Origin of the sequence: Nocardiopsis camelliae, assembly GCF_028993595.1 — a bacterium.
Classification (GTDB): Bacteria; Actinomycetota; Actinomycetes; order Streptosporangiales; family Streptosporangiaceae; genus Nocardiopsis; species Nocardiopsis dassonvillei.
Window position 1 is genome coordinate 1,774,403 of sequence record NZ_CP118614.1, and the last position, 23,908, is coordinate 1,798,310.

At 73.0% G+C, this 23,908-nt stretch carries 17 protein-coding genes and 2 tRNA genes; 13 read left to right on the forward strand and 6 right to left on the reverse strand.

Annotation, left to right across the window (positions count from 1 at the left end):
• The first annotated feature begins 58 nt into the window (after positions 1-58).
• The 4 genes from PV789_RS07890 to mmsB all read left to right on the forward strand — a co-directional run bounded on the left by PV789_RS07890 (position 59) and on the right by mmsB (position 5,562).
• Entirely contained in the window at positions 59-1,495 is a 1,437-nt protein-coding gene (locus PV789_RS07890) for an L-fucose/L-arabinose isomerase family protein (RefSeq protein WP_274976805.1), read from the forward strand.
• A 103-nt stretch (positions 1,496-1,598) separates the two neighbouring features.
• Entirely contained in the window at positions 1,599-2,693 is a 1,095-nt protein-coding gene (gene chvE, locus PV789_RS07895; protein ID WP_274976806.1) for a multiple monosaccharide ABC transporter substrate-binding protein, read from the forward strand.
• Positions 2,694-2,737: 44 nt separating this feature from the next.
• On the forward strand, positions 2,738-4,267 hold the full coding sequence (locus PV789_RS07900) for an ATP-binding cassette domain-containing protein (protein WP_274978079.1): 1,530 nt from the start codon (positions 2,738-2,740) through the stop codon (positions 4,265-4,267).
• Positions 4,264-5,562, forward strand: coding sequence for a multiple monosaccharide ABC transporter permease (gene mmsB / locus PV789_RS07905; RefSeq protein WP_274976807.1), 1,299 nt, complete (start codon positions 4,264-4,266; stop codon positions 5,560-5,562). The genes PV789_RS07900 and mmsB overlap by 4 nt, the downstream gene beginning before the upstream one ends.
• A 28-nt stretch (positions 5,563-5,590) precedes the next feature.
• On the opposite strand, the gene PV789_RS07910 is transcribed toward mmsB, so the two are convergent.
• Both PV789_RS07910 and PV789_RS07915 read right to left on the reverse strand, forming a co-directional pair.
• Positions 5,591-7,228, reverse strand: a complete 1,638-nt coding sequence (locus PV789_RS07910; protein WP_274976808.1) for a VWA domain-containing protein — start codon at positions 7,226-7,228, stop codon at positions 5,591-5,593.
• A 33-nt stretch (positions 7,229-7,261) separates the two neighbouring features.
• On the reverse strand, positions 7,262-8,434 hold the full coding sequence (locus tag PV789_RS07915) for a hypothetical protein (protein ID WP_274976809.1): 1,173 nt from the start codon (positions 8,432-8,434) through the stop codon (positions 7,262-7,264).
• 220 nt (positions 8,435-8,654) lie between these two features.
• Between PV789_RS07915 and dnaG the strand changes: the two genes are divergently transcribed.
• The 5 genes from dnaG (at position 8,655) to PV789_RS07940 (ending at position 18,588) form a co-directional block, all read left to right on the forward strand.
• Entirely contained in the window at positions 8,655-11,465 is a 2,811-nt protein-coding gene (gene dnaG / locus PV789_RS07920) for a DNA primase (RefSeq protein ID WP_274976810.1), read from the forward strand.
• A gap of 119 nt (positions 11,466-11,584) precedes the next feature.
• Positions 11,585-12,679, forward strand: coding sequence for an RNA polymerase sigma factor RpoD (rpoD, locus tag PV789_RS07925; protein WP_274978080.1), 1,095 nt, complete (start codon positions 11,585-11,587; stop codon positions 12,677-12,679).
• A 214-nt stretch (positions 12,680-12,893) separates the two neighbouring features.
• Entirely contained in the window at positions 12,894-14,213 is a 1,320-nt protein-coding gene (locus PV789_RS07930) for a glycoside hydrolase family 18 protein (protein WP_498049011.1), read from the forward strand.
• A gap of 222 nt (positions 14,214-14,435) precedes the next feature.
• The gene (locus tag PV789_RS07935; protein ID WP_274976811.1) at positions 14,436-17,384 is read left to right on the forward strand and encodes an FAD-binding and (Fe-S)-binding domain-containing protein; all 2,949 of its coding nucleotides are present in this window, start codon (positions 14,436-14,438) and stop codon (positions 17,382-17,384) included.
• A 316-nt stretch (positions 17,385-17,700) separates the two neighbouring features.
• Entirely contained in the window at positions 17,701-18,588 is an 888-nt protein-coding gene (locus tag PV789_RS07940; RefSeq protein ID WP_274976812.1) for an endo alpha-1,4 polygalactosaminidase, read from the forward strand.
• A gap of 84 nt (positions 18,589-18,672) precedes the next feature.
• On the opposite strand, the gene PV789_RS07945 is transcribed toward PV789_RS07940, so the two are convergent.
• Both PV789_RS07945 and PV789_RS07950 read right to left on the reverse strand, forming a co-directional pair.
• On the reverse strand, positions 18,673-19,194 hold the full coding sequence (locus tag PV789_RS07945; RefSeq protein ID WP_274976813.1) for a hypothetical protein: 522 nt from the start codon (positions 19,192-19,194) through the stop codon (positions 18,673-18,675).
• Positions 19,194-19,535, reverse strand: coding sequence for a hypothetical protein (locus PV789_RS07950; protein WP_274976814.1), 342 nt, complete (start codon positions 19,533-19,535; stop codon positions 19,194-19,196). The genes PV789_RS07945 and PV789_RS07950 overlap by 1 nt, the downstream gene beginning before the upstream one ends.
• Positions 19,536-19,690: 155 nt before the next feature.
• Between PV789_RS07950 and PV789_RS07955 the strand changes: the two genes are divergently transcribed.
• Positions 19,691-19,763, forward strand: a tRNA-Asn gene (locus tag PV789_RS07955).
• A gap of 165 nt (positions 19,764-19,928) precedes the next feature.
• Positions 19,929-20,001 (forward strand) — tRNA-Asn (locus tag PV789_RS07960).
• Positions 20,002-20,596: 595 nt separating this feature from the next.
• Here the strand turns inward: PV789_RS07960 and PV789_RS07965 are convergent.
• Complete coding sequence (locus PV789_RS07965) at positions 20,597-21,484, reverse strand: SAM-dependent methyltransferase (protein WP_274976815.1); 888 nt, start codon at positions 21,482-21,484, stop codon at positions 20,597-20,599.
• Positions 21,485-22,157: 673 nt separating this feature from the next.
• On the opposite strand from PV789_RS07965, the gene PV789_RS07970 reads away from it, so the two are divergent.
• Complete coding sequence (locus PV789_RS07970; RefSeq protein ID WP_274976816.1) at positions 22,158-22,862, forward strand: RibD family protein; 705 nt, start codon at positions 22,158-22,160, stop codon at positions 22,860-22,862.
• On the forward strand, positions 22,859-23,329 hold the full coding sequence (locus PV789_RS07975; RefSeq protein ID WP_274976817.1) for a cytidine/deoxycytidylate deaminase family protein: 471 nt from the start codon (positions 22,859-22,861) through the stop codon (positions 23,327-23,329). Before PV789_RS07970 ends, PV789_RS07975 begins: the two co-directional genes overlap by 4 nt.
• 27 nt (positions 23,330-23,356) lie before the next feature.
• On the opposite strand, the gene PV789_RS07980 is transcribed toward PV789_RS07975, so the two are convergent.
• Entirely contained in the window at positions 23,357-23,701 is a 345-nt protein-coding gene (locus PV789_RS07980; RefSeq protein ID WP_274976818.1) for a hypothetical protein, read from the reverse strand.
• Positions 23,702-23,908 lie beyond the last annotated feature (207 nt).

The window sequence follows — 23,908 nt, forward strand, 5'->3', positions numbered from 1 at the left end:
GGCCACGCCCCGCCGCACGACGCCCCGGCACCCACCGAACACGCGCTAAGGAAGCACCGTGACCGTACCCACGCCCCCCGCCACCGAGCACCCCCCCGTGCGCGCCCGAGCCCCCCGCGTCGGCCTGCTCGGCATCATGCAGCCGCTCTACGACGACATGATCCCCGGCATCACCGAGCACCAGGCGGCGTACGCGGCCCGGGTGGCCGAACGCCTCTCCGGCGTCGCCGAGTGGACCGTCGCCCCGCCGGTGCGCGGGCGCGCCGACGCGGAGGAGGCGATCCGCGGCTTCGAGGCCGCCGGACTCGACGGGATCCTGGTCGTCATGCTCACCTACGGCCCCTCCCTGCGCGTCACCCGCGCGCTGGCCCGCACCCACCTGCCCCTGGCGCTGGCCAACATCCAGCCCGACCCCGCGGTGAGCCCGTCCTGGGACATGGACGACATGACCTACAACCAGGGCATCCACGGAGCCCAGGACACCGCCAACGCCATGGTGCGGGCGGGGCTGCCCTTCGAGGTCCTCACCGGCGAGTGGCAGAGCCCGGAGTTCGCCGCGCGCGTGGACCGCTGGGCGCGGGCGGCCCGCGCCGTCACCGCCCTGCGCGGGCTGCGGGTCGGCGTGTTCGGCTACCCCATGAACGGCATGGGCGACGCCCGGGTGGACGAGACCGCGCTGCTGCGCAAACTCGGCCCCGAGGTCCACGTCATCGCGCCCGGAGCCCTGCACCGGACCATGGCCGACCTGCCCGGACAGGCGGTGCGCGACCTCATGGCCTGGGAGGACGGGGCCCTGGAGGTGGACGGCCGCCTGTCCGAGGAGGAGCGCGAGGACCACGCCCGCATGCAGCTGGGCATCGAACGGCTGCTGGAGGAGGCCGGGTGCGGCGCCTACTCCACCCACTTCGACGCGATCGGGGAGGACGGCCGCTTCGCCCGGCTGCCGATGGCCGCCGCCTCCACCCTGATGGCCCAGGGGTACGGGTTCGCCGGCGAGGGCGACGTCCTGGCCGCCTCGATCGTCTACGCCGGGCACCAGCTCGCCGGGGACGGCCACTTCACCGAGATGTACGCGATGGACTTCCCCAGCGACTCCATCCTCATGAGCCACATGGGCGAGGGGAACTGGAGGGTGGCGCGCGAGGACGAGCCCGTCCGGCTGGTCAAGCGCCCGCTGGGCATCGGCGGCCTGGGCGACCCGCCCACCATCGTGTTCCGCTACCGGCCGGGCCCGGCCACCCTGGCCTCCCTGGTCGCCCTCGGCGGAGAGGAGTTCCGCCTGGTCGTGGCCGAGGGCGAGGTCATCGACGCCCCCGAACTGCCGTCCCTGGAGATGCCCTACGGCCAGTTCCGCCCCGACACGGGCGTGCGGGCCTGCATGGACGCCTGGCTCCGCGCGGGCGGCACCCACCACATGGTCATGAACACCGGTGCGCGCGCACAGGACTGGCGGGTCCTGTGCGAGCTGGCCGGAATCGAGTACGTCCGGGTCTGACCCGGACGCCCGGCGCCCCGGCGCCCCCGCCCCCACCAGCAGGAACCGACCGCAACCCCCCGGCGCGCACCCGCGCCCGGACCACCCCCGGAAAGGCGAACGCATGACCCCCCACCCCCGACGCACACCCCTCCTGGCAGCCGCGCTGTGCGGCACACTCCTGCTCACCGCCTGCGGAGGCGTCGGCGACGCCGCGCGGCCCGAGGGCGAGGCCGGAGTCGTCGGCATCGCCATGCCCACCCAGTCCTCGGAGCGCTGGATCAACGACGGCGAGAACATGGTCGCCGAGTTCGAGGCCCGCGGCTTCGGCACCGACCTCCAGTACGGCGAGGACGTCGTGGAGGACCAGGTCTCCCAGATCGAGAACATGATCACCCGGGGCGCCGACGTCCTGGTCATCGCCTCCATCGACGGCGAGGCCCTCGGCGACGTGCTGGACATGGCCGCCTCCAGCGACATCCCCGTCATCGCCTACGACCGCCTCATCCTCGGCAGCGAGCACGTCGACTACTACGCCACCTTCGACAACTTCCAGGTGGGCGTCCTCCAGGGCGAGTACATCGTTCAGGCCCTCGACCTGGAGAACGAGGAGGGGCCCTTCAACATCGAGCTGTTCGGCGGCTCGCCCAACGACAACAACTCCTCCTACTTCCTCGACGGGGCGATGTCGGTGCTCCAGCCCCACATCGACGACGGCCGCCTCGTCGTCCGCAGCGGCCAGACCTCCATGGAGCAGATCGCCACCCAGGAGTGGTCCGGCGCCATCGCCCAGGACCGCATGGACAACCTGCTCAGCGCCCACTACTCCGAAGAGGAGGTGCACGCGGTCCTGTCGCCCTACGACGGCATGAGCCTCGGCGTGATCGAGTCCCTGCGCGCCGTCGGCTACGGCACCGAGGCCCGGCCCCTGCCCGTCATCACCGGACAGGACGCGGAGGCCGCCTCGGTCCGCTCCATCATCGCGGGGGAGCAGACCCAGACCGTCTTCAAGGACATCCGGAGCCTGGCCACCCAGACCGTGGACATGGTCGAGGCCCTGGTCCAGGGCGAGGAAGTCCCGGTCAACGACACCGAGAGCTACGACAACGGCGTCAAGGTCGTCCCCTCCTACCTGCTCGACCCCGTCTCTGTGGACGCCGACAACTACCACGAGGTCCTCGTCGAGAGCGGCTACTACGAGGAGGCCGAACTCCAGTGACGGCGGAGGAGAGGCGGCCCGCCCCCGGCGGGCCGCTCCTGACGATGCGCGACATCCGCAAGGACTTCCCCGGGGTGCGGGCCCTGGACGGGGTGTCGCTGACCGTCGGCCACGGCCGCGTCCACGCCCTGATGGGGGAGAACGGCGCGGGCAAGTCGACGCTGATGAAGGTGCTCAGCGGGGTCCACCCCACGGGCTCCCACAGCGGCGAGATCCTCATGGACGGGCAGCCCTGCGCCTTCTCCGGCGTGGCCGACAGCGAGCGCGCGGGCATCGCCATCATCCACCAGGAACTCGCCCTCATCCCGCAGCTGTCCATCAGCGAGAACGTCTTCCTCGGCCACGAGCAGGCCCGCTACGGCGTCCTGGACTGGGGCGCCACCCACGCCCGGGCCCGCGAACTCCTGCGCCGGGTCGGCCTGGACGAGAACCCGGCCACGCCCGTCTCGGCGCTGAGCGTGGGCGCCAGACAGCTCGTGGAGATCGCCAAGGCCCTGGCCAAACGGGTGCGGCTGCTCATCCTGGACGAGCCCACCTCCGCGCTGAACGAGGCGGAGAGCACCCGGCTGCTCGAACTCCTCCTGGACCTGCGCGACCAGGGCGTCACGTGCATCCTCATCTCGCACAAGCTCGGCGAGGTGGTGCGCGTGTGCGACGAGGTCACCATCCTGCGCGACGGCCGCGCCATCGAGACCCTCGCCGTGGAGCGCGACGCCGACGGCAACCCCTCCGTCGACGAGGACCGCATCATCCGCGGGATGGTCGGCCGCGCGCTGGACCAGCGCCACCCGCCGCGCACCGGCGAGGTCGGCCGGGTGCGCTTCGAGGTCCGCGACTGGACGGTGGACCACCCCACCCAGGCCGGGCGGCGCGTGGTGGACGGGGTCGGCCTGACCCTGAGCGCCGGGGAGGTCGTGGGCATGGCCGGCCTCATGGGCGCAGGGCGCACCGAGTTCGCGATGAACCTGTTCGGCCGCTCCTACGGGCGCCGCGTCCGCGGCACCCTGCTCAAGGACGGCGCCGAACTCGCGACCGCCAGCGTCGCCGACGCCGTCCGCGGCGGCCTCGCCTACGTCCCCGAGGACCGCAAGACCCTCGGCCTGATCCTGGACGACGACATCCGCCACAACACCACGCTGGCGGCCCTGGACCGCGTGTCCGCGCGCGGCGTCCTCGACCCCGGCCTGGAGGCGGTGGAGGCCGCCAGGATGAGCGAGAGCATGCGGGTCAGGAGCCGGGGCACCACCCAGACCGTGCGCACCCTCAGCGGCGGCAACCAGCAGAAGGTCGTCCTGGGCAAGTGGATGTTCACCCGGCCCGAACTGCTGATCCTCGACGAGCCCACCCGCGGCATCGACGTCGGCGCCAAGTACGAGATCTACCTCATCATCCGCCGCCTCGCCGCGGAGGGCGCCTGCGTGCTGCTTATCTCCTCCGAACTCCCCGAGATCCTCGGCATGTGCGACCGGATCTACACGATGTGCGAGGGACGCATCACCGGAGAGGTCCCCGGTGAGGGGGCCGACCAGGAAACCCTCATGAGACTGATGACGCGAACCGGGGGACACCCGTGAAAGAGCCCACCGCAACCTCCCGACTCTCCCGGCTCGGCGGCGCGCTGACCCGCGGCAACTCCCGCCAGTACGGCATGGCCGCCGCCCTGGTGGCCATCATCGTGCTGTTCCAGATCCTCACCGGGGGCCTGCTCCTCACCCCGCTCAACGTCACCAACCTGATCATGCAGAACTCCTACATCCTGATCCTGGCGATCGGGATGATGCTGGTCATCGTCACCGGCCACATCGACCTCTCGGTCGGCTCGGTGGTGGCCTTCACCGGCGCGGTGTCGGCCATCATGCTCACCTCCTGGGGCCTGCCCACGGTCGTGGTCGTGCCGGTGGCCCTGCTGCTCGGCGCGCTCATCGGCGCCTGGCAGGGCTTCTGGGTGGCCTACGTGCGGGTCCCGGCGTTCATCGTCACCCTCGCCGGGATGCTCGTCTTCCGCGGCGCGACCCTGGCCGTCCTGGGCGGGGAGTCCGTGGCTCCGCTGCCGCCCTCCCTGCGCAACATCGCCAGCGGGTTCCTGCCCTGGCAGGCCGGGGACGGCCTCCACCTGCCCACCCTGCTGCTGGGCGCGGCGGGGGCCGCCGCCCTGGTGTGGATCCAGTGGCGCTCGCGGTCCCGCTCGATCGGGTACGGGCTCCCGGTCCAGCCCGCGCCGGTCACCGCCGCCTCCTCGGCCGTGATCGTCGCGGCCATCCTGGCGTTCACCTACGTGCTCGCCGACTACAACGGGCTGCCCGTCGTGGGCGTGCTGCTCGTCGCGCTCATCGCCGGGTACTCGTTCGTCATGCGCTCCACGACCATGGGCAGGAGGGTCTACGCCGTCGGCGGCAGCGAGCAGGCCGCCGCTCTGTCGGGCATCCGCACCCAGCGCACCACGTTCTGGGTGTTCGTCAACATGGGCGTGCTCTCGGCGCTGGCCGGGCTCGTCTTCACCGCCCGGCTCAACGCCGCCACGACCGGCGCCGGGACCATGTTCGAACTCGACGCCATCGCCGCGGCCTTCATCGGCGGCGCCTCCGCCTCCGGGGGCGTGGGCACCGTCGTCGGAGCCGTCATCGGAGCCCTGGTCATGGGCGTGCTCAACAACGGCATGTCCCTGATCGGCCTGGGCGTGGACTGGCAGCAGCTCATCAAGGGGCTGGTGCTGCTCCTGGCGGTCGCCTTCGACATCTACAACAAGCGCCGCGTCAGCGCCGGGCCCGTCACCGTCTCCGTCCCCCCGCCCTCCTCCGGGGCGGGCCGGGGCGGTGACGGGGCCCAGGGTCCGCCGCCCACGGCGGACCGGGCCCGGGCATCCTCCTGAGGAGACCGTCTCCGGGAGGTCCGGGGCTTCACTGGTAGCCCCGGATCTCCCGGAAGACCTCCTCCAACTCCTGCTCGCGGGCGTCGAACACCCGGCCGCCCGTCAGCTCCGCCAGCTCGGTCATCTCCGGCACGTCCGACTCGCCGAACAGCACCGTGAACACCGGCACCCGCGCCACCGGCTCCGACCGCGCCGCCAGCGACTCACGGAAGCCCTCCAGCCCCACGCCCCGGTTCACCTCGCCGTCGGTCATCAGCACCACCGACATCAGGGGTTCAGCGCCGTCCGATCCCGTGCCGCCCTCCAACAGCTCGTACGCCCGCACCAGGGCGTCGTAGGCGGCCGTGTCGCCCTCGGCCTCCAGCTCCTCCACCGCCGCGGACAGGTCCGCGCCGGCCCCGTCCACCGAACCCGACTCCACCACGAAGGTGCGCGGGTCGGCGGGCCACGTGGAGAACGGCAGCAGCGTCACCACCTCCCGGTCCTGGAAGGCCTGCGTGCTCCGGGCCAGCGAACCGCCGTCCGCGCCGGTCAGCGCGCCCAGGGCCGACTGGAGCTCGGCGAGCCGGTCGCCCTCCATCGACCCCGACACGTCCAGCACGTACACGGTGCGCGCCGGACGGCGCAGCGAGGCCGCGTAGTCCGCGACCAGCCCGTCCACGACCTCCCGGCTCGCCGGGAACGGCAGCTCCACCAGCGAGGGCACCGGCGGGGACAGCTCGGCCCCGGCCGTGACCGGGCGCCGCCGGGTCCGGTCGGCGATCCGCTGCTGGGTCCCCTCCGACGTCAGGTCCTCCACCAGCCGCTCGTACCCGTCCAGCGCCTGCTCCGAGGGGTCCGACAGCAGCGTCAGCGGGTAGTCGGCCGTCACCACGCCGTCGGCCGGGTACACGACCGTCAGGGGCTCCTCCAGCACGCCGGAGGCGTTCAGGGACAGGATCACCGACTCGTAGTTGACCAGGCCGTCCACCGGCTCGCCGCCCTCCGCGCGCCGCACGAACGCGTCCGTGAGCCACCCCGAGGACCCCGCCGTCACCTCCTGGCCCGCGAAGAACTCCGCCAGCTCCGGTCCCACCCGCTCCACGTCCTCCGACCGCAGCGCCGCGCCCGTGTCGGCCATCGCCGAGGCCACCCCGATCAGCGCGGAGAAGCCCGAGTTGGAGGCGCCCGGGTTGGTCATCCCGTAGTCCAACCCTTCTTCCACGACCGCCCGGTGCACGTCGGACCAGGTCACCTCCGCGCCCCCGTCCCACCCCAGCTCCCGCGCGCGGTCGGCGGCCACGCCCAGCACCACCGGGGAGACCATGACCGGCGTCTCCTCGTGCACCGCCGACCGGCCGTCGCCGTCCAGGTTGAGGTAGCGGTTGGAGGCGAACCACACCGCGTCGTACTCCCCGCCCCCGCCCCGCCGGTCGCCCGCGGCGATCCGGGCCATGCCGTCCAGCGTGCCGGTGTACTCCAGCTCCACGGTCACCCCGGTGCGCTCCCCGGCCTCCTCCAGCAGCGGCTCCAGGTCGGCGATCTCGCTCCCGGCCAGGATCCGCAGCGTCACGTCCGGGGCGGGCTCCGGGGCGGAGCAGCCCGCCACCGCCAGGGCCGCCGCCAGGGCCGCCGCGCACGCGCCGCGGACACCGCGGCCCCTACCGGTCCCCGCTCCAGCCGCCATCGCCGTCCCGCCTCCGTGTCCGCGCGCCATGCCCTAGCCCCCGCTCCCGGCGCCGCCGTCGCGCACCGACGCGTCCGGGGCGGGCGGGCGCATCCCGTTGCTGCTGTAGGAGTCCTCGATCCCCGTCAACAGGGTCTCCAGGACCTCGTAGGTGGGCGTGTTCACCACGTCCGCCACCCGGGTGCGCACCGGCAGCCCGTGCTCGGCCACCAGGTCCTCGAACTGGGTGCCGCCCTCGGTGCGGAACCCGTGCGCGGCGGCCAGCTCCTGGAGCCGCGGGTCCTCGGTGAGCAGGCGGCCGACCGCGTCGCCCGCCTCCGTGAACGGCACGACGGTGTGCACGGCGTACACGGTCGGCCCGGGGTAGAGCACCACCGCGTCGTCGGCGAGCGCGGGCCCGTTGACCATCGCGTCCACGTACTGCGCCTCGTAGGCCCACAGCAGCGGCGTGTGCCCCGACCCCAGGTCGCGGTACTGGTCGAAGGGCTGCTGTGAGGACTCCGGCGGCTGGCCCTGGGCCAGGAACAGGCGCGACAGCGTCCGGGTGAGCTCCTCGTCCACCCCGCCCGGCGCGACCACCTCCTCGCCGTTGAGCAGGTAGGACAGGGCCGCCACGTGCATCGCCGCCGAGTTGGAGGTGCGCGGGTCGGTGGTGCGCACCAGCACCTCGTTGCGGTTGCTGGCGCTGACCGCGTCCCCGGGCAGGTCGCGCCAGCGGGTGCGCTCCTCGGTCAGCTCCAGGTAGGCGGCCAGGTCCAGCGACCACGTGCCGTCCCCGGCCTGTTCGGCGACCCCGGCGCCCTCCAGGGCGTCCACCATCGGCTGGTAGCTCAGCAGCACCATGGGTGTGCTGAAGGGCCGGTACTCGGCGGAGATCCCGTGCCGCCCGCGCACGTGCTCGGAGGCCGGACCCGATCCGGGGGAGACGAAGTCGGCGCCCTCGGCGTCCTCGGCCATCAGGCGCGAGCCCCGGGGGCGCACCCGCACCTCGTACCCGAGTTCGGCGAAGCGCTCCACGACCAGCCCGTCCTCGAACAGCTCCACCTTCTCCGAGCCGACCACGCCCTCCACGAGGACCGTGACGCCGCCGGTCAGGCGGTTGACCACGACGAAGCCGAGCGCCACGGCCAGGACCACCGCGAGGGCCGAGGCGACCACGACGAACCAGAAAGCGCCGCGGCCGGACGTGTGGGGGAGTCCGCGCACCTGTACCGAGCCTCCTCGGGGAACCGGTCATCGGGGGGAACCCGATGGTCCCAGAGCCCGCGGGCGCGGAACCGGCCGGAAGGTGGCCGCCCGGTGGCGCGGCGGGGAAACCCGGGCACCGGCGCCGCCGCGCCTCGGGGGGAGGGCCCTCGCTGCGCGGGGACGGGCGGGACCGCGGACGGCGGTCCGGGTGTCGGCGGGGAGAACTACCCTGGAGACCGTGGCAGGCCGGATCAGAGACGAAGACATCGCCCTCGTACGCGAGCGCGCGCCCATCGCCGACGTGATCGGCGAGTACCTCCAGCTCCGCAACGCCGGGGGCGGGTCGTTGAAGGGACTGTGCCCCTTCCACGACGAGAAGTCCCCCTCCTTCAACGTCACCCCCTCCAAGAACCTGTTCTACTGCTTGGCAGGGGAGACCCGGGTCCTCACCCGTGACGGGGTGCGGCCAATCCGTGAACTGGCGGGCGGCAGGCACACGATTCTCACTCGCAGCGCCCGCTGGGTGGAGGCGCCGTTCTCCTCCTTCGGCGTGCAGAGGCTGATGCGCGTGACCCTGAGTAGGAACGGCCAGCGCAAGGAGATCTACGCCACGCCGGAGCACCGCTGGTTCGTCCAGGCCGGGAAGGACCGCTCCAAGCTCCGCGAGGTCACGACCCAGGAGCTGAAGCCGGACCACCGGCTCGCCTACGTCTTCCCGGCCAAGAAGGTCACCACCACCGTTCCCTCGCCCTTCGGCATCGCGCACGGGATCACCTTCGGAGACGGGTCAAGGCTGAACCGGGGTAGCATCGCGCAGCTCGACGCGGAGAAGGACCTGTCGCTCCTCAAGTGGTTCCCGTGCAGCGAGACCTCCCAGCACGGACGCCAGATCCTGGTGCACCACCTACCAGGGTTCTTCAAGGACCTGCCGTCCTTGGACGAGTCCCCCTCCTACCTCTACGGTTGGCTCGCCGGGTACCTGGCGGCCGACGGACACGTCGCCAAGGACGGCACGGCCTCGCTCAACTGCGCCGACCGGTCCGTGCTGGAGCACGTCCGCATGGTCTGCACACGTCTGGGCATCGGCACCTACGGAATCACCGAACAGGTACGCGAGGGCTTTCCCGGCCGTGAACCCTCCTCGCTCTTTCGCGTGCACTTCGTCAACGACGACCTGACCGAGGAGTTCTTCCTCCACGACGAGCACCGCACGCGTTTCTGCGGCGCGGAGAAGAAGTTCGCCCGCCGGGGCTGGACCGTGCGTTCGGTGGAGGAGACCGATCGCGTCGAGGAGGTCTTCTGCGCGGTCGTCGACGACGGGCAGGCGTTCGTCCTGGAGGACAACATCCTCACGGGGAACTGCTTCGGCTGCGGGGAGGGCGGGGACACCATCTCCTTCCTCCAGAGGATCGACAGCCTCAGCTTCACCGAGGCCGTCGAGACGCTCGCCCGCCAAGCGGGCATCACCCTGCGCTACGAGGAGGGCGGGCGCAGCGCCGCCAGGCACGACACCGGCAAGCGCCAGCGCATGCTCGACGCCCACCGCGCCGCCGCCGAGTTCTACGCCGAACAGCTCCTCTCCCCGGGCGCGGTCACCGCCCGGCGCTTCCTGGACGAGCGCGGGTTCAACCGCACGCATGCCGAGCACTTCGGCCTGGGCTACGCCCCCGCCGGATGGGAGAACCTCACCGCGCACCTGCGCCGCAAGGGCTTCACCGACGCCGAGCTGGTCGAGGGCGGCCTGGCCAGCCAGGGGCGGCGCGGCGCCTACGACCGCTTCCGCAACCGGCTGCTGTGGCCCATCCGCGAGGTCACCGGCGAGGTGGTCGGGTTCGGCGCCCGCAAGCTCGACCCCGAGGAGGACGGGCCCAAGTACCTCAACTCCCCCGAGAGCCCCGTCTTCCACAAGGGGCGGCTGCTGTACGGGCTCGACCTGGCCAAGCGCAACATCGCCCGGGAGGGCAAGGCGGTCATCGTCGAGGGCTACACCGACGTCATGGCCTGCCACCTCGCCGGTGAGGACACCGCCGTGGCCACCTGCGGCACCTCCTTCGGCGAGGACCACGTCAAGATCCTGCGCCGCATGCTGCTGGGCCGCACAGGACAGAGCGGCAGGGTCGTGTTCACCTTCGACGGAGACAAGGCGGGCCAGAAGGCGGCCGTGCGCGCCTTCGCCGAGGAGCACGGGTTCGCCTCCGAGACCTTCGTCGCCGTTCAGCCCGACGGGCTCGACCCCTGCGACCTGCGACTCCAGCACGGACCGCAGGCCGTGGTCGACCTCGTCAAGGACGCCGCCCCGCTGTACGAGTTCATGATCCGCAACGTCATGGAGAGCTACGACCTGTCCACCCCCGAGGGCAGGATGGCCGCCCTGGACGCCGCCGCCCCGGTGGTCGCCAGCATCCGCGACGAGGGCGTGCGCCGCGACTACGGCAGGAACCTGGACCGCTGGATCGGCATCCTGGACGAGGCCTTCGTGCTGCGCCGGGTCAACCAGCACATGCGCGGCGCCCGGGGACGCGGCCCCGGGCCGCGGACGGCCCCCGCGCGGCCCGTGCCCACCCCGGACGCGCAGGAGGCGCCCTACAACCTGGGCGACCCCTCCGTGCAGCGCGAGCGCCAGGCGCTCAAGATCGCCCTGCAGACCCCCTCGTTGGCCGTGGGCTTCGACGCGTTCACCGAGGAGGACTTCACCGTCCCCCAGCACCGCGCGGTGCTGGGGCTCATCACCGCCGCGGGCGGGGTGGCCGCCGCGCACGACCCCGCCGCGTGGGTGAACGGCCTGCGCGAGGCAGCCACCAATGACACACAGCGTGATTTCCTCACCCGTTTGGTGGTGGAACAACTGGAGTTCTACGGAGAACTCGACGAGCATTACGCCCGGCAAATACTGGGCACAATCAAGACTCATTCCATCAACCGGCGCGAGTCAAACCTGAGATCGGAACTGTCCCGCCTGGAGGGAACTCCGCAGGTGGAGGAACAACAGCGGCTGCTGACCGAACTCATGGCGCTCCAACAGCAAAAACGCGCTCTCCAGGAGATGTGACGGGGCGGTATGTAGCACCGGGGTGACAATAGTAGTTCTCCCTTCCCGGGCGCCCGAAAGGGCACAATGGGCAGGTGGCTCCAACAGTTGTGACCAACGAAACGCCGTCCATTCGACAGGTGGTCCGGCTGCTCCCCGACACGGGGCCCATCAGCCGTGAAGAGGTGGCCTCGGCCCTGGACCGGCTGGACGCGCCCCCGGACCACCTGGACCAGGCGGTCGCCCACCTCGCCCGGATCGGCGTGGAGGTCTCCGGCGCCGACGACACCGGTTCGGAGGACCCCGGCCCCGTCGTCGACGGCGGCCGGCGCTCCGGGTCGGACCTGGTCCGCCTCTACCTGCGCGAGATCGGCCGGGTACCGCTGCTGAGCGCCGAGCAGGAGGTCGAACTCGCCAAGGCGGTCGAGGTCGGCCTCTACGCGCAGCACTGCGCGCCCGCGGAGGGCGTGCGCACCGCCGAGGAGCTGGCCTGCCTGGTCGAGGAGGGGCTGCGGGCCAAGAGGAGCCTGATCGAGGCCAACCTGCGCCTGGTGGTGTCCATCGCCAAGAGGTACATGGGCCGGGGCCTGCTCCTGCTCGACCTCGTCCAGGAGGGCAACCTGGGCCTGATCCGGGCCGTGGAGAAGTTCGACTACGGCAAGGGCTTCAAGTTCTCCACCTACGCGACGTGGTGGATCCGCCAGGCCATCACGCGGGCGATCGCCGACCAGGCGCGCACGATCCGCATCCCCGTGCACATGGTCGAGACGATCAACAAGGTCGTCCGGGTCCAGCACCAGCTGCACCAGCAGCTCGGCCGCGAACCCAGCGTCGAGGAGATCTCCTCGGCCGCCGGGTTCGTCGGCCAGCGCGTCGTGGAGATCCAGCGCATCGCCCGGGAGCCGGTCTCGCTCCAGTCGCCCATCGGTGAGGAGGAGTCCGACTTCGGCGACTTCATCGAGGACTCCGACGCGGTCGCCCCCGTCGAGGCGGCGGCCTTCACCGTCCTCCAGGAGCAGCTGGGGGCCATCCTCGGCGGCCTGTCCGACCGCGAGCGGCGCATCATCCGGCTGCGCTTCGGGATGGCCGACGGCCACCCGCACACGCTGGAGGAGGTGGGGCGCGAGTTCGGGGTGACCCGCGAGCGCATCCGCCAGATCGAGGCCAAGACCCTGGCCAAGCTCCGCCACCCCTCGCGGGCCGGGAGCCTGCGCGACTTCATCCGCACCGACTGAGTGCGCACCGGCTGGGCCCGCACCGGCTGGGCCCGCACCGGCTGAGCGGCGGTACGGGGCGCCCGTCAGCGCCCGACCGCGTCCGGACGGTCGGCGGCCACCACCAACGCGTGGGCCGCCCCCGGGGTTCCCGTCCGGCGGACGGTCGGCCTGATGTGGCCGAACCGGTGTCGACCCGCCGCATCGGACGCGCTCGGCGTCTACCGTCGTAGGTGTGAGAACCACGCCAGCCCCGCCGGACGGCGCGCCGCCCCCGCGGCGCCGACCCCTGCTCGTCCTGGGCGCGGTCGTGGCCGCCGCAGTGCTGATCACGGGGGTCTTCGTGGCCGCGACCGGAAGGAACCCCGAGCGCATCGGGTACTTCGCCGACTGGAACGTGGCCAACCGCGGCTACACCGTCAAGGAGCTTGAGGACAGCGGGGCCCCCGAGCACCTGACCCGCCTGATGTGGGCGTTCGGCGACGTCAGCTCCGAGGGCCTGTGCCACATCCCGGGCACCCACGACCAGCCCTGGGAGCTGTACCAGCGGCGCTACGACGCCGACGAGAGCGTCAGCGGGCGGGCCGACGAGTACGAGCAGGAACTCGCGGGCAGCCTCAACCAGCTGCGCCAGCTCCAGGAGGGGCACCCCCGTCTGCGGGCCAGCCTGTCCCTGGGCGGCTGGAACTGGTCCACGCACTTCTCCACCGCGGCCCGCACCCCCGAGTCCCGGGAGGCCTTCGTGGCCTCCTGCCTGGACCTGTGGCTGCGCGGCGACCTGCCGGTGTTCGAGGGCGAGCCGCAGGGCGGCGACGGGGTGGCCGCCGGGATCTTCGACGGCATCGACCTGGACTGGGAGTGGCCCGGGGGAGCGGGCCATCCGGACAACGTGGAGCACCCCGACGACGCGGCCAACTTCACCCTCCTGGCGGCCGAGTTCCGCCGCCAGATGGACGAGCTGTCCCGGGAGACCGGCGAGGAGTACGTCCTGTCCGCGTCGCTGCCCGGCGGGGCCGCGGCCAGCGAGGCCTACGACGCGCGGGTCTTCGAGTACCTGGACTTCGCCACCGTGCAGGGCTACGACTTCGCCGGTCCGTGGAGCGAGCGGACCGCCTACCACTCCAACCTGTACACCTCCGACGCCGACGCCAACAGCGTCGACCGTGCCGTGCGGCGCTACGTGGACCTGGGCGCGCCGCCGGACCGGCTCGTGATGGGCGTTCCGGCCTTCGGCCGCGGCTGGCGGTTGCAGGACCCCTCCGAGCCCGGGCCGGGGCAGCCGGTCGCGGGGCCCGCGGAGGACCGCTACGACGGCCCGACCATGGCCTTCTCCGAACTCCAGGAGATCGAGGGCCCCCGTGCCCTGGACGAGGAGGCGGGCGCCTCCTGGGTCCTGGACGGCGACGAGTGGTGGGCCTACGACAACCCCGAGGTGATCCGCCTCAAGGGCGAGTACGTGCTCGAACAGGGGTTGGGCGGGCTCATGGTGTGGAACCTGGACATGGACCCCCGCGGCGAGCTGGTGCGGGTCATGGACGAGTCCCTCGGGGGCTGACCCCCGGGGCGTACGGCGCGGGCACCGGTTCCGGAGGAACCCGGACACCGGCCCCGACTCCGGGCTCCGGGCTCCGCGCCTTCGACTCAGGGCTCCGACCACGCGTCCGCGACCCCACGCCCCCGGCCCCGCGTCCCCGGTTCCGGACGGCGCGGCGGGGCGGTGCGGACGGGCAGCGCGGCACGCTTGCGGCGCCGCGGCCGCAGCCGCCACGCTGGCACCATGGCCGACCCGCACAGCAGCACCACAGCCCGAACCGACGTCGCCGCCCTGCGCCGCGACCTGGAGAGCCGCGTCCGGGGCACGGTCGCCTTCGACGCGGGCACCCGCGCCCTCTACACCTCCGACGCCTCCAACTACCGCCGGGTCCCGCTGGCCGTGGTGGTCCCCGAGACCGTCGAGGACTGCGTGGCGGCGGTCCGCACCTGCGCTGAGCACGGTGCTGCGATCGTGCCCCGGGGCGGCGGCACCTCCATCGCGGGCAACGCCATCGGCACCGGCGTCGTCATCGACACCTCACGCCACCTGCGCGCCATCGAGCACATCGACCCCGTGGCGCGCACCGCCACCGTGCAACCCGGCGTCATCCTCGACGACCTGCGCCGCGCCGCCGCCGAGCACGGGCTCACCTTCGCCCCCGACCCCTCCACCCACAGCCGCTGCACCGTGGGCGGCATGGTCGGCAACAACGCCTGCGGCTCCCACTCGGTCGCCTGGGGCACCACCGCCGACAACATCGTCTCCCTCGACGTGCTGCTCAGCGACGGGACCCGGCTCACCGTCGGCTCCAGCGGCGGCGAGGAGGAGCACCGCGCCCTGGCCGCGCGCCCCGGGCGCGAGGGGCGGATCCACGCCGCCCTCGCCCGCCTCGTGGACGCCCACCGCGCCGAGCTGCGCACCGCGATGCCCGACTTCCGCCGCCGCGTGTCCGGCTACGCCCTGGACCGCCTGCTGCCGGAGAAGGGCCGCGACGTCGCCGCCGCCCTCGTGGGCACCGAGGGCACCTGCGTGTTCGTCCTCGGCGCCACCGTGCGCCTGGTCGAGTCGCCGCCCGCCCGCGCCTTGGCCGTCCTCGGTTACCCGGACGCCCCCGCGGCCGCCGACGCCGTCCCCGACCTGCTCGGCCACGGCCCGCTCACCGTCGAGGGCATCAACCACCGCATGGTCGCCTCCCTGGACCGGTTCGGCTCCGGCTCGCGCGTGCCGCTGCCCGAGGGCGGGGCCTGGCTCCTGGTGGAGGTCGCCGGGAAGGACCCCGCGGACGCCGCCGACGCCGCGGAGGGCATGCTGGCCGCCCTGGCGGGCGCCTCCCGCCCCCGCGACGCCCTCGTCGTCTCCGACCCCGCCCACCAGAAGGCGCTCTGGCGCATCCGGGAGGAGGGCGCCGGGCTCACCCAGCGCACGCCCTCGGGGGCCGAGGCCTGGTCGGGATGGGAGGACGCCGCGGTGCCGCCCGAGAACCTGGGCGACTACCTGCGCGACTTCGAGGCGCTCATGGAGCGCCACGGCCGCTTCGGCGTGGTCTACGGCCACTTCGGCGACGGCTGCCTGCACGTGCGCATCGACTTCGAGCTCACCACCGAGCGGGGTCGGCGCGAGTACCGGGAGTTCATGGAGGAGGCCGCCGACACCGTGGTCCGGCACGGAGGCTCCCTGTCGGGCGAGCACGGTGACGGCCAGGCGCGCTCGGAGCTCCTGGCCCGCATGTACCCGGCCTCCCTCATCCGCGCCTTCGGCGAGTTCAAGCGGATCTGGGACCCCGCAGGCCTCATGAACCCCGGCGTCATCGTCGATCCGCTGCCGCTGGACTCCGACGTCCGGGTGGCCGCCGTCCCCGGCCCCTCCGGCTCCGGCCCCGTGCTGCCGCTGCTCTCGCGGGCCGAACTGGCCTACCGCGAGGACGACGGCGACCTCGCCAAGGCGCTGCGCCGCTGCTCCGGGGTGGGCAAGTGCCGCCGTCAGGAGGGGCCGGGCGTCATGTGCCCCAGCTACCAGGTCACCCAGGAGGAGAAGCACTCCACCCGGGGCCGCGCCCACCTGCTGTTCGAGATGGCCAGCGGCGACGTCATCACCGACGGCTGGCGCTCGGAGGAGGTGCGCGAGAGCCTGGACCTGTGCCTGTCCTGCAAGGGATGCCTGAGCGACTGCCCGGTCAACGTGGACATGGCCTCCTACAAGGCCGAGTTCCTGCACCAGCACTACCGGGGCAGGGTCCGCCCGGCCGCCCACTACTCCATGGGCTGGCTGCCCCTCTGGGCGCGCCTGGCCTCGATCGCCCCGGCCGAGACCAACCGCGCCGCCCGGCTGCCCGGGGTGTCGCGCCTGGCCAAGAGGGTCGCGGGCGTGGCCGCCCAGCGCGACCTGCCGTCGTTCGCCCGCACCACCTTCACCCGCGCGTTCCGGCGCCGCGCCGCACGCGGGCAGGCCCGCGTCGGCGGACCCCGGGTGGTGCTGTGGCCGGACACCTTCGGCAACCACCTCAACCCGAACGTGCCCGCGGCCGCCGTGCGCGTGCTGGAGGACGCCGGTTTCACTGTGGTGCTGCCCCAGGGACAGGTGTGCTGCGGCCTGACGTGGGTGTCCACCGGGCAGCTGGACACCGCCCGCGCGGTGATGCGCCGCGCGGTGCGGGCGCTGGAGCCGCTGGTGGAGGAGGGGCTGCCCGTGGTGGGCCTGGAGCCCAGCTGCACCGCCGCGCTCCGTCACGACCTGGTCGAACTGCTCCCGGGGGAGCGGAGCGAGCGGGTGGCCGCGGCCGTGCGCACCCTCGCGGGCTTCCTCAACGAGTACGCGCCCGACTGGCGGCCGCCCCGGATCGCGGCCTCGGCCCTGGCGCAGGTGCACTGCCACCAGCACGCGGTGATCGGCTTCGACGCCGACCGCGAGCTGATCGCCCGCGCGGGGATCGACGGCGAGGTGCTGGACTCGGGCTGCTGCGGGCTGGCGGGCGACTTCGGGTTCACCGAGGGCCACTACGAGGTGTCCGCGGCCATCGGCGAACGCGAGCTGCTGCCCCGCGTGCGCGGCGCCTCCCCGGACACGCTGGTGCTGGCCGACGGCTACAGCTGCCGCACCCAGATCGAGCAGGGGGCGGGCCGCCGGGCGCTGCACCTGGCCGAGGTGCTGGCTCGGGGGCTGGCCGAACGCGACGCGCGGAAGCCGGCCGGGTGACCCGCCCGTGTGTGACTCCTGTTGTGTCCTGAGGCTCGTGTGACCCTGCCGACACACCCGGCGGGTTCCCGCAGCTCCTGGCCCTCCGGGGAGCGTGTCCGGTCGGTGGCCCGGAGGCTGAGCCTTTCGTCGGACCGTGTCCGTGGCTAAGGTGACCGTGCGTTCCGGCGCGGGCCCCGCCCGTGACCCCCGGGTTCCGCGGGCCGGGCCCCGCGCCGGGCGCGAGCACCTACCGTAGGCGCCGTCCCGCCCGCGCGGCGGGACCGCCGACCACCAGGCGGCGGAACACCCCACCGCCGCAGAACGGGGTTCCTCCATGTCCACACCCACCGGACTCCGCGCCGCTGCGGCCGTCGGCCTGACGGCGCTCCTGGCCGCGGGCTGCGCGAGCCAGGGCGGTGGCGAACTCGCCTCGTCCACCTCCTCCACCGCGGACACCGCCGACACCGCCGCCGCGACGGCCGCCTTCGAGGGCTTCCCCGAGGGCACGCTGGACTACCAGCTCGGCGCCTCCTACGCCCCGCCCTCGGGCGTGGGCACGGTGGTGCGCGACTCCACCTCCGAACCGGCGGAGGGGACGTACTCCGTCTGCTACGTCAACGGCTTCCAGACCCAGCCCGGCGACCTGGAGTGGTGGCTGGAGGAGCACGCGGACCTGATCCTGCGCGACGCCTCGGGCGAGCCCGTCATCGACGAGGACTGGGACGACGAGCGCCTCCTGGACACCTCCACCGAGGGCAAGCGCTCCGACATCGCGGCCGTCCTCGGCGAGACCATCGCCGACTGCGCGGACAAGGGCTTCGACGCGGTCGAGTTCGACAACCTCGACTCCAACCTGCGCTCCCAGGGTCTGCTCACGATCGACGACAACCTCGCGCTGGCCTCCGCACTGGTCGAGATCACCCACGGACACGGCATGGCCGCGGGCCAGAAGAACGCCGCCGAGGACACCGAGCGCGGCAGGGACGAGGTCGGCTTCGACTTCGCCGTGACCGAGGAGTGCGCGGTGTGGAACGAGTGCGAGGCCTACACCGACGTCTACGGTGACAACGTCCTGGCGGTGGAGTACCCCCACGCGCTGGAGGAGGCGGGGATGACCTTCGAGGAGGCCTGCGCCGCCCCGGGCGCGCCCTCCCGGATGATCCTGCGCGACCTGAACCTGGTCGGCCCCGACCACGGGGACTACGTCTACGACGCCTGCTGACCGGTCCCGGTCACCCGGAGCCGGGCGCGCGGGGCCTTCCCGCGGCCCGGCGCCGTCCGGCCGGCGCCGGGCCCCGGACGCGGCTCACACGCCCATCTGGTCGTGGAGGGCGTCCAGGGAGCGGGAGACGGCGTCGGGCAGGCGCGGATCCCGCTGGTCCACCCCCTCGCCCAGGTGGATGCGCCAGGCCACCTCGGCGCCGCCGGGCGCCCGCCGCGCCACCAGGCGAAAGCCCGTGGAGGAGTCCGGGTCGGGGAAGGGCACGAAGCGGTTGACCAGGATGGTCGCGGTGACCCGTTCGGAGACGGTCTCGGCCAGGCGGCGGTAGTCCACGCCGTCGGCGCCGGGGTCCGAGCGCAGCCGCACCGTGTGCTCGCCCGCGCCCTCCTCCAGGAAGGTGAAGGCGTCGGGGCTCCAGCTGGCCCGGTCGATGTCCTGCCAGGGCACCGCGCGCCCGTCGGGCAGGTGCAGGGCCCGGGTGGTGGCGGCCAGGAGCGGCGCCGCCTCCCCGGCCGGAGAGGCGACGGGCGCGTGGGCCAGCACGCGCTCGCCCCGCTCCAGCCGGGCGCGCAGCGCGGCGGGCACGCCCCTGGAGAACAGGGCCACTAGCGTTTCCCGCCGTTGCCGGGGGAGCCGTTCTCGTCCGTAGGCTGGGTGCCGTTGGACCTGTGGTTCTCCCACTCGACGAGTTCGACCTCCTCGTCGGTGGGCCGCGCGAGGAAGTCGCGCACGGACGTGACCGGCATCTTGTCCACGGCCTTGTCGTAGACGGTGCGGCCCGCGTTGCTGACCTGGGCGCCGACCAGACCGGCGACCTCTTGGACGACCGGGCTGTCGGCCACCTTGCGCGCGGTGCGCGCGAGCTGCTCGTAGCGGGCCCTGCCCGCCCGTGCTCCCAGGACGTAACCGATGGCGAGTCCGGCGGCGAACGTGATCCGGTAACGCATGGTCTACCTCTTCACCCTTTGGAGACGATCGGCGTGATCCGTGCTCGACGTTACCCCGTCGCGACCCCGCCACACATGCCGACACCGGTCACGAGCACTCCGCGGGGACGCTAGGCTTGACGTGTCACCACGGCCCGGCCGTGGGGCACACGCCATCCCGCGTAGCTCAATCGGCAGAGCAGCCGGCTGTTAACCGGCAGGTTATTGGTTCGAGTCCAATCGCGGGAGCGCCCGGAGGGCCCGTCGGAAGCATCCGGCGGGCCCTCGGTCTTTCGGCGGCCGGACGGGCGACCGGAGCCGGTGCGCAGGTGCGAAAACACGTCGCGAGCACCCTTCGGAACGCGCTAGGCTAGGGGATGTCGCCGAGCCCCCGGGGTTCGGGGACGGGTGCGATCCCGCGTAGCTCAATCGGCAGAGCAGCCGGCTGTTAACCGGCAGGTTATTGGTTCGAGTCCAATCGCGGGAGCAGCAGGACAGGGTCCTTTTCCGACAGGGAAGGGGCCCTGTCGTTTTCGTGCCCGGGCCTTCCGGCGCCCGGAAAGCACTGGTGCCCGCACAGGGCACCGCGGTCCCCGGAATCCCAGTCATCCCGGCTGTCTCACGCGTTCGTGCGTCGGTACTTTGTCGCCGCAGGTCTTCCGGAAGCCATTGCTCCTCTGGAAGTCCGCACGCGGCGGACGCGACGTGCGCCGGGACCGGTCCGACCGGCCTCCCGGTCTGTCGTGGCGACGGCATGATCCGTCGGACGGGACCGAGGACACGTGGCCCGGGGGCGGCTGCGCCCGGTCATCGGCGAGGAGAGCGGCACCGGGTCCGCGCCCGTGCTCTGGGGCGCCGTCCGTCGGTGCCGGGGCTCTGCGCCGGGGCGGCCGGGCCGCCCCGCCGGACATCCACCATCCGCGCCAGCGGTTCGGGCCGCTGGAGTGCTCCGAGGGTTCCCGTGGTCGGGACACGGGACCGCTCGGTGTCGGGGCCACTGGGCTGAGTGGCCCGGTGTGCGCGGTGGCGGACCTCGCCCGCTGCCGGTCCGGGCGGCTGCGACGCGGGGCGGAGGTGACGCCTCAGATTCCGGCGACTCCGCCGAGGAGCAGGCGGCGGTTGCGCTGGGGCATCTGGTAGCAGCCGGGTACCGGAGGGGCCACGGGCAGCGTGCGCCACCGCTGGACCTCGATCACGCCGGGCTCGGCAATGCGCCAGCCCTCGAAGAAGTCGAGGATGGCCCGCCGGGAGCGCCAGCGGCCGGAGCGCAGGCGCTCGGCGAACACCTGCTCCAGTTGCTCGGCCCGCGCCGCGTCCTTGGGGAAGACGGCGGAGTCGGGTCGGCAGTAGTGGCTGAGGACCATGTGGCTGCCGGGAGCCAGGGCGTCGCGCAGGGCGGCGATGTGCTCGGCCGGGTGGTCGGCGTCGGAGGTGTGCGTGACGGCACCGGTGAGCAGCAGGCCGACGGGCTCGTCCAGGTCGAGGAAGCTCCGGGTCTCGGAGCTGTCCAGGAGCTCGTCCGGACGGGTGAGCGAGGCGCGCACCGCGGTGGTGGTGCGCCGGTCGCGAAGCAGCGCGAGGTGGTGGGTCAGGACCACCGGATCGTCGGTGGCGTAGACGATGCGCGCCCGGGGATCGCTCTCGTGCGCGATCTCGTGCGGGTCGCCCGGTGCGGGCAGCCCCGCGCCGAACTGGATGAACTGCCGGATGCCCAGGTCCGCGCACAGGTGGCGGACGGCGCGCTGGAGGAAGGCCCTCTCGCCCAGCACGAGGTCCTGGAACCCGGGCGCGGCCCGCTCCGCGCGGCCGGCCAGGTCCCGGTCCGCCTCGAAGTGGTCCTTGCCCTTGAGGTGGAAGGAGTGCAGCCGGGCCACGCTGGGCCGGGTCAGGTCAACGGCGGGCGGTGGGTGGGCGCGGACGTGTTTGCCCCCCGCCTGCCTCAGGAAAAGGGGGGAGGTGAATCGAGACATCGCCGTCCTCTTGTCTGAGGTGGGAAGAGTGGTCGACCACTGGATTGTATTCCGCGTGAGCGGTGTTGTTAACCGAGTCACAGACTCCGGTCATAAAAATCGGTGTTCGCGGTGCCCGGGAAGTACTGCGGGGTGCGGCGAAGGGCGGTCCTGGGTGGGCTAGGGGTTATACACCTAATGTCCATTATGGGAGGAATCGGGATGGGGATCCGGAGGCCGCAAGCCCGTGACTACGGGCTTCCCGGGTTCCGTGAGCGCGCGTGTGTGGCGGTGGAGACGTGTGGGTAAGGGTGGTTGTGTCCCGCCCCCGGAGCAGAGCCGCGGGCTCCTTCCCCGTGCGGGAACGGCGAAAAACGTTCCCCGCTCATATCGGAGGCAAATTCCGAGTACGCAGTCGCCACCTGCGGAAATTCCTTGCCGTGCCCAGGAATGCGGCGCAACCGGTGAACGGCGGCGCGGCGGTCCGAAAACGCCGGAACACCGCTCGGACGCTGTCCCTTGCAGCCGCTGACCCTTCCGGTCGCGGGCTCTCGCGGACCCGGACACTCCTCGGACGCGGGCGTTCCCCGGGCACGGACGGCCCTCCTTACGCGTGCACTCCCCGGGCACTCCTGTACGCGGTACCCCCCGGCGGCGGACCGCCCGGCCCCGCGCCGTGGCCTAGCCTGGGGCCATGGACCGCCCGTACACCATCCTCAGCTGCGCCATGTCGGTCGACGGACGCATCGACGACACCGGGCCCGAGCGGCTGCGCCTGTCCAACGAGGCCGACTTCGCCGAGGTCGACGAACTACGGGCGGAGTGCGACGCCATCCTCGTCGGCGCCGGCACCCTGCGCGCCGACAACCCCAGACTGCTGGTGCGCTCCCCGCGGCTGCGCGAACGCCGCCGGGAGCGCGGGCGCACCGAGCACCTGCTCAAGGCCCTGGTCACCCGCAGCGGCAAGTTCGACCCCGCGGCCCGCTTCTTCGCCACCGGGGACGCGGGAGCCGTCGTCTACACCGGCGGCGCGGGCGTGGACGCCGCCCGGCGCGCGCTGGCCGACCGCCCCGCCGCCGACCCGCCCGCCGAGGTCGTGGACGCCGGGGACCCGCCCACCGCCCGGGCCGTGCTGGCCGACCTGGCCGCCCGGGGCGTCGCCCGCCTGCTGGTCGAGGGCGGAGGGCACATCCACACCCTCTTCCTCACCTCGGGGTTGGTCGACGAGCTCCGCTTGGCGGTGGCCCCCTTCCTGGTGGGACAGGAGGACGCCCCGCGCTTCGTCGTGCCCGGCACCTTCCCGCAGACCCCCGACGCGCCGATGCGGCTGGTGGAGGCCAGGGCGCTGGGCGACGTGGCGGTCCTGCGCTACCGGCTGGCCCCGGGGGAGCGGGCGTGAGCGCCGGTCCGCCCCCCGCCGAGGGGGAGTCCGACGCCCGGTGGCTGCGCCGCACCGTCGAGCTGTCCCGCTCCTGTCCGCCCTCGGACACGGCGTTCTCGGTGGGCTGCGCCGTGGTCGCCGCCGGCGGCACCGTCCTGGGCGAGGGCTACTCGCGCCGTGACGACCCGCACGACCACGCCGAGGAGGCGGCCCTGCGGGAGGTGGACGCCGACGACCCCCGGCTGGCCGGAGCCACCCTGTACTCGTCCCTGGAACCGTGCAGCTCCCGTGCCTCCCGGCCGCTGTCCTGCTCGGCGCTGATCCTGGCCACGCCCGTCGCGCGCGTGGTGTTCGCCTGGCGTGAGCCCTCCGTGTTCGTGGACTGCGACGGCGCCGAACGCCTGCGCGCGGCGGGCCGGACGGTCGTGGAGCGGCCCGACCTGGCCGGTGGCGTGCGCGAGGTCAACGCCCACCTGCTGGGCTGAGCGGGAGCCCGGTGGACGGCGGCCGCGTCATCTGAGGTTGCCCGCGTAGGAGTACAGGCGGCGCGTGCGGGCCTTGGTCTCCTCGTCCTCGTAGGGATTGGTGACGCGGGCGTGCACCGCCCCGGAGAAGTCGTCCCACTCCTGGGCGCTCATCCGGGGCGCCCTGGCGTCGAGGTGGCGCATGGCGACGGATTCCTCCATCTCCAGGAGTCCGTCGAGTACGTCGCTGGCCGACACCGACCTGCTGAAGGAACCGGCCACCTCGCGAACCCTTCCGGCGAACTCCTCGTCCCTGGACATCCGGCGGGCGACGTAGGCGGCGGCCGCGGCGCCTCCCGCGGCGACGGCCCAGGCGATCAGGGGAAGGGGCATGGTCGAACCTCCTGTGTGTGAAGGTCCGCACGACCGCTGGAACGGGAGGGGTCGGCGGGCAGGGGAGCGGGTCCGGCGGCGCCGGACCCCGTGTCGTCCTTTCTACCCGCCGGAGGCGGCCCGACCCGGGTTGTCCACAGGCCGGAACCGGGGGTGGCGCCGCCCATGGCCGCGGGTGTCTGCTTGATACAGGGGGCCCACCTCCCC